At 63.9% G+C, this 5,531-nt stretch carries 4 protein-coding genes; all 4 read right to left on the reverse strand.

Translation table 11 applies throughout. The features are described 5' to 3' along the window. Nucleotides 1-641 (reverse strand): TRAP transporter substrate-binding protein DctP (gene dctP / locus VKZ87_RS12945; RefSeq protein WP_324221676.1); only part of this gene is annotated, 641 nt, incomplete at its 3' end. A 42-nt stretch (nucleotides 642-683) separates the two neighbouring features. Further along, nucleotides 684-1,481, reverse strand: a complete 798-nt coding sequence (locus VKZ87_RS12950) for a GntR family transcriptional regulator (protein ID WP_324221677.1) — start codon at nucleotides 1,479-1,481, stop codon at nucleotides 684-686. A 104-nt stretch (nucleotides 1,482-1,585) separates the two neighbouring features. Then, nucleotides 1,586-2,707 carry an ABC transporter permease gene (locus VKZ87_RS12955; protein ID WP_324221678.1) on the reverse strand — a complete coding sequence of 374 codons (1,122 nt, stop codon included), beginning with the start codon at nucleotides 2,705-2,707 and terminating at the stop codon, nucleotides 1,586-1,588. 2 nt (nucleotides 2,708-2,709) lie between these two features. After that, nucleotides 2,710-5,451 carry a ribosome-associated ATPase/putative transporter RbbA gene (rbbA, locus tag VKZ87_RS12960; protein WP_324221679.1) on the reverse strand — a complete coding sequence of 914 codons (2,742 nt, stop codon included), beginning with the start codon at nucleotides 5,449-5,451 and terminating at the stop codon, nucleotides 2,710-2,712. Nucleotides 5,452-5,531: the final 80 nt, after the last annotated feature.

Genomic DNA, 5,531 nt, shown 5'->3' on the forward strand with positions numbered 1-5,531 from the left:
GTCGGCAGCGGATTCTCCTGCCCGTCGACGGTCTTCTGCTGCAGGGCGAGGTAGACCTCGGCGAATGCAATCGGCGTCGCGTTGGCGCCGACGGATTTGGTGAACATCAGGAAGAGCGGCGCCGGCGGCACGCGCAGCTTCATGCCCTTCATGTCCTCGGGCTTCTTGATCTCGCGATTTGCCGTCACATGCCGCTGGCCGTAATAGGTCAGCGACATGACCTTGTGCTTGGTCTTGCTCTCGTACCCTGCCGCAATGTCGCGGAACAGCTTGGAATCCCGATAGGCTTTCCAGTGGGCGAAGTCGCGAAGGATGAAAGGCGCGTTGGTGATCGCAAGCGGCTTGTGGATCGAGCCGGCGAAAGCCACGCCGGTATAGATCATGTCCACGGTGCCCAGGGTCAGGGCTTCGTTGATCTGGTTCTCGTTGCCCAGCTGGGAGGCGGGAAAGACTTCGATCTGGTACTTGTTGTTGGTCCGCTTGGCGATCTCGCCGGCAGCCCAGACTGCCTCGGTGTGATAGGGCTCGTTCGTCTCGTAAACATGCGCCCATTTCAGCTTGGTCTGCGCCAGGGTTGGGCCGGCTGCCGACAGGGTCAGCGCGACTGCCGCGGCAGCGTACGCGATGAGTCTTTTATTCATGATTTCCTCCCTAGTGGTTGGTTATACGCACCGGTCTACATTTCACCTTCCTTGATGAACGGGTCGGGGCATGCCGTATGCACTGACATCCTCGACGAAATAATCCGGGTTGAGATCGCGGATATTCGGAAGGCTGTGCTCCAGCCCTTCCAGGTGTCCGCGGATTGCTGCAACGGCACGCTCGGCATCGCGCTTTTCCAGTGCCGTGACGATGGCGGCATGCTCCTTTATGACCCTGCTCATGCGACCCGTTTGCGGCAGCGTCAGGCGCCGGTACCGGTCAACCTGGACCTTCACCTGCTTCACCAGCTGCCAGATCCCGGGATAACCCGCAGCGTCGGCAATGGCTGCATGAAAACCTTCATCGGCCTCATGGAAACCGTTCGGGTCGCCCGCCCTGTCGGCTTCGCGCTGACGTTCCACGAAGGCCCAGATCGTCGTCAGCTGGCTCCGGCTCGCCCGCTCGCAGGCATTTCTGACGGCGGTCTCCTCCAGCGCCTTGCGGATGGTGATGGCCTCGGTGAGCTGGAAATACGGAATGCGGCTTACGGTCGTGCCCGATTTCGGCACGATCTCGACCAGCATCTCATCCGCCAGCCGCAGCAGGGCTTCGCGAACCGGCGTGCGGCTGACGCCGAAGGACTTGGCAAGATCATTTTCGGACAGGGCCGAGCCGGGCGGAATGTCGAGCGAAATGATCTGCGCACGCAACTGCTCGTAGACCATCGCCGCGGCGGTCGCCCGCGGTGACAGCAACGCCCGTCGGGCCAGAAGACCGGGACGTGGCCCCGTCTCCGGCTCCCGCCGCGTCGCCTGAACCTTGCGCGCTACTTGTACCATCTCAGTACATGTTCCATATCTTGTATACAAGATAGCCCAGCGCTTTCCGTCCCGTCAACGCGACTAAGGTCGGACATGGATTGCAGGCTTACTCCCTGCCCCGCTTATGCCATCGTTCCGATCGCCCTGCGAAACCGCAGCAGGGCACCGAAGAACAGCGCGGCACCGATGACGCCGAGCGCAAGCAGCTGCGGCCAAACCACCGCGAACCCGGCCCCCCGGTACAAAATGGCCTGAGCCATTGCGACGAAATGTGTAGTCGGCGCCGCCAGCATGACCGTCTGCACGATATCCGGCATGCTCTCGCGCGGTGTGGTGCCGCCGGACAGCATCTCGAGCGGCAGGAGCGCCAGGATCAGCAGCAGTCCGAACTGCGGCATCGACCGCGCAATGGTGCCGAGGAAGATCCCCATCGCCGTGGTGGCGAAGAGGTGCATGGCGGTTCCGGCCAGGAACAGCGCCACAGACCCTTCGATTGGCACCCGTAGCAGGCCCTGGACGACGACGGTGAGCGAGATGCCGCAGGCAACCAGTACCACCAGCCCCATCGCCCAGATCTTGCTGGTCATGATCTGGAACGGCGTCACCGGCATCACCAGAAGGTGTTCGATGGTTCCGTGCTCGCGCTCGCGGATCAGCGCCGCACCGGTCAGCACGATCGACAGCATGGTGACGTTGTTGATCACCTCCATGACGGCGCCGAACCATGACTGGTCCAGTCCGGGATTGAACCGCGCCCGAACCACAAGGTCGACCGGCGCCACCGACGCCGCCCGGTAGCGCGCGAGGAACGCGTTCACCTCGTCGTTGATGATGGTCTGGATATAGCCGCTGCCGGTGAATGCCTGGCTCATGCGGGTCGCATCGACATTGAGCTGGATCGCCGGTCGTTTGCCCGCCAGCAGATCGCTCTGGAACTTCGGAGGAATGTCCAGCGCGAAGGTGTCCAGTCCCGCATCCATCCGGGCATCCATCTCATCCCGGGTGATCAGGGCCGGCGGCAGAAAATGCGGCGGGTAGAAAGCGGCCACGATCCGGCCGGACAGCGGCGAACGGTCTTCGTCAACGATGGCGATCGGCGCCCGGTTGAGCGTGTCCGGCATCGCAGTCGCCGCCGTGTAGATGGCGACGCTGAAGGCCCAGACGATCAGGAACAGCATGATGGGATCGCGCGCGAGACTGCGCAGTTCCTTGATGCCCAGATGGAATATGTTGCCGCCGCTCATGGCTAGCGCTGCTGTTTCTTCAACAGGATGACGCACAACGCCAGCAGCACCGGCAGGGCGACGGCCAGCGGGATGAATGACTGGTAGAGTTCCTGAAAGCCCAGCGCCTTCGAGAATACGCCACGGATGATGATCAGATAATGCGTGGTCGGATAGATATGGCCGATCTGGGCACCGAGCCCCTCGAGCGACGACACCGGATTGATCAGCCCCGAGAACTGCACCGCCGGCAGGATGGACAGCAGTGCCGTCCCGAAAATGGCCGCGATCTGGCTGCGCATGAAGGACGAGATCAGCAGTCCGATGGCGGTCGAAGCGGCCACGTACAACAGGGTTGCCGTGACGAGCGTGGCGAAACTTCCCTTGAGGGGCACGCCGAACAGGGTGACCGCGAGAAATGCCAGCAGCAGGAAGTTGAGCATGGCCAGCAGGATGTACGGGATCTGCTTTCCGACCAGAAACTCCAGGCGGGTGACGGGCGTGACATAGAAATTGACGATCGACCCGAGCTCCTTCTCGCGCACCACGCTGAGGGCCGTCAGCATGGCGGGAATCAGCATCAGCAGCAGCGGTATGATCGCCGGAACCATCGCAACGAGGCTTTTGACATCCGGATTGTAACGAAAGCGGGTCTCGATCACGACCGGGCCGGCGGACGCACCGACCGGCGATGCCGCCGCTTTCGCCGACAGCCAGTGCGCATGCATGCCCTGAACGTAACCGAGAATGGTCTCGCCCCGCTGCGGCATGGCCCCGTCGATCCATGCGCCGACCTGCACCGGCCGGCCCCGCGCCACGTTGCGGCCGAATCCCGGGGGAATCTCGATTGCCAGGCTGATTTCGCCGGCGCGCATCCGGCGGTCCAGATCGGCATAGTCGATGATCGGCGGCCGTTCGACGAAGTATCGCGAGCCGCTGATATTGAGGATGTAGTCATGACTGACGGTTGTCTGGTCGTGATCCAGAACGGCGAAGGTCAGGTCATCGACATCCATGGTAATGCCGTATCCCATGACGAGCATCAGGATCACGCTGCCCAGCAGGGCCAGCGTGGCCCGAACCGGATCACGCCGCAATTCGAGGGATTCCCGCCGCGTATAGCTGAGCATGCGCCGCAGCGAAAACAGCTCCCTGCGGGTCTTGCTGGCCGAAGGCGGCGTCGCTTCCGCCTTTATGCCGGTCACCGGCACTGCGGCAGCATCGGTCACTTCCTCCAGGTAGCTGACGAAGGCGTCTTCCAGCGTGCTGGCGCCCCGGCGGGCGATCAGTGCGGCCGGCGTATCGCTGACCAGGACGCGGCCGGCATGCATCAGCGAAATGCGGTCGCAGCGCTCCGCCTCATTCATGAAATGGGTCGAGATGAAGATGGTGACCCGGTCGACGCGGGCCAGTTCGATCATGATGCGCCAGAAGGCATCGCGCGCCACCGGGTCGACGCCGGAGGTCGGCTCGTCGAGGATCAGGATTTCCGGCCTGTGGATCATGGCGACGGCCAGCGAAAGCCGCTGGCGCTGTCCAAGCGGCAGGGCGGCAGGCAGAACGTCCATGATGTCGGTCAGGTCGAAACGCCGCCCCATCTCGGCGATCCGGCTGTCGATCTCCTCTTCCGGGACGTTGAACAGGCGGGCATGCAGGGCGAGGTTCTGGCGAACCGTCAGCTCCATGTAGAGCGAGAAAGACTGCGACATGTAGCCGACGCGGCGACGGACGGTGATGTCGCGGGGATCGACCTCGCGGCCGAACAGCCAGGCTTGCCCTTCGCTGGCCGGCAGCAGGCCGGTCAGCATCTTCATGGTGGTTGTCTTCCCGCAGCCGTTCGAGCCGAGAAAGCCGAAAATCTCCCCCCGCTCGATTCTGAAGCTGACATGATCGACAGCGGTGAAATCGCCGAAGCGCATGGTGAGGTCGCGCGCTTCGATGGCGGGGCTCTCCTCCCCGACTGTTGTCCGGGGAGGTCTTTCGACCGGCCGGTAGCCGCGCCGCTTCTCCTCCGGCAGCAGGGCGATGAACGCCTCCTCCAGGGAGCCGGTGCCGGTGCGCTCGAGAATGTCGGTCGTCGATCCGGTGGCGAGTACGCGCCCCGCATCCATCGCCACCAGCCAGTCGAAGCGGGCCGCCTCCTCCATGTATGCGGTTGCCACGATCACGCTCATCCCGGGGCGCTCGGCCCGGATCGTCCCGATCAGGTTCCAGAATTGCCGCCGCGACAACGGATCGACGCCGGTCGTCGGTTCGTCCAGCACGAGCAGGTCGGGATCATGGATCAGGGAACAGCACAGACCGAGCTTCTGCTTCATGCCGCCCGACAGCTTGCCGGCCGGCCGGTCGCGGAACGGTGCCAGCCCGGTGACTTCGAGCAGATGGGCGATGCGGGCCTCGCGTTCGGCGCGGCCATGACCGAACAGCCGGCCGAAGAAGTCGACATTCTCGAACACCGACAGGGTCGGATAGAGGCTCCGGCCGAGGCCCTGCGGCAGATACGCGATGCGCGGCATGACCGCGCGGCGATGGGCGGCCTCCGCCATATTGCCGCCCAGCACCTCGATCAGCCCGGTCTGACCGGCACGTGCGCCGGCGATCAGGGACAGCAGGCTCGATTTTCCCACACCATCCGGTCCGATCAGGCCGACCATGCGGCCAGCGGGAAGATCAAGGCTGATATCCTCCAGCGCCGTTACCTTGCCGTAGCGCAGCCCGATGGCGCGCAGCCGCGCCACCGGGGTGGCTGCGCCGGGCATGCTCATTGCGGGACCCGGATCCGCAGATGGTCCGGCCATTCGGCTTCGGGGTCGAGGCGGATATAGGCCATACCCGGCAGGCCGGT

This window comes from Ferrovibrio sp., from assembly GCF_035304305.1.
Taxonomy (GTDB): Bacteria; Pseudomonadota; Alphaproteobacteria; order Ferrovibrionales; family Ferrovibrionaceae; genus Ferrovibrio.

Excerpts from the sequence above, each read along its gene's own strand:
- VKZ87_RS12955 (WP_324221678.1), bottom strand. The coding sequence starts at position 2,707 with ATGAGCGGCGGCAACATATTCCATCTGGGCATCAAGGAACTGCGCAGT.
- rbbA (WP_324221679.1), bottom strand. The coding sequence starts at position 5,451 with ATGAGCATGCCCGGCGCAGCCACCCCGGTGGCGCGGCTGCGCGCCATC.
- VKZ87_RS12950 (WP_324221677.1), bottom strand. The coding sequence starts at position 1,481 with ATGGTACAAGTAGCGCGCAAGGTTCAGGCGACGCGGCGGGAGCCGGAG.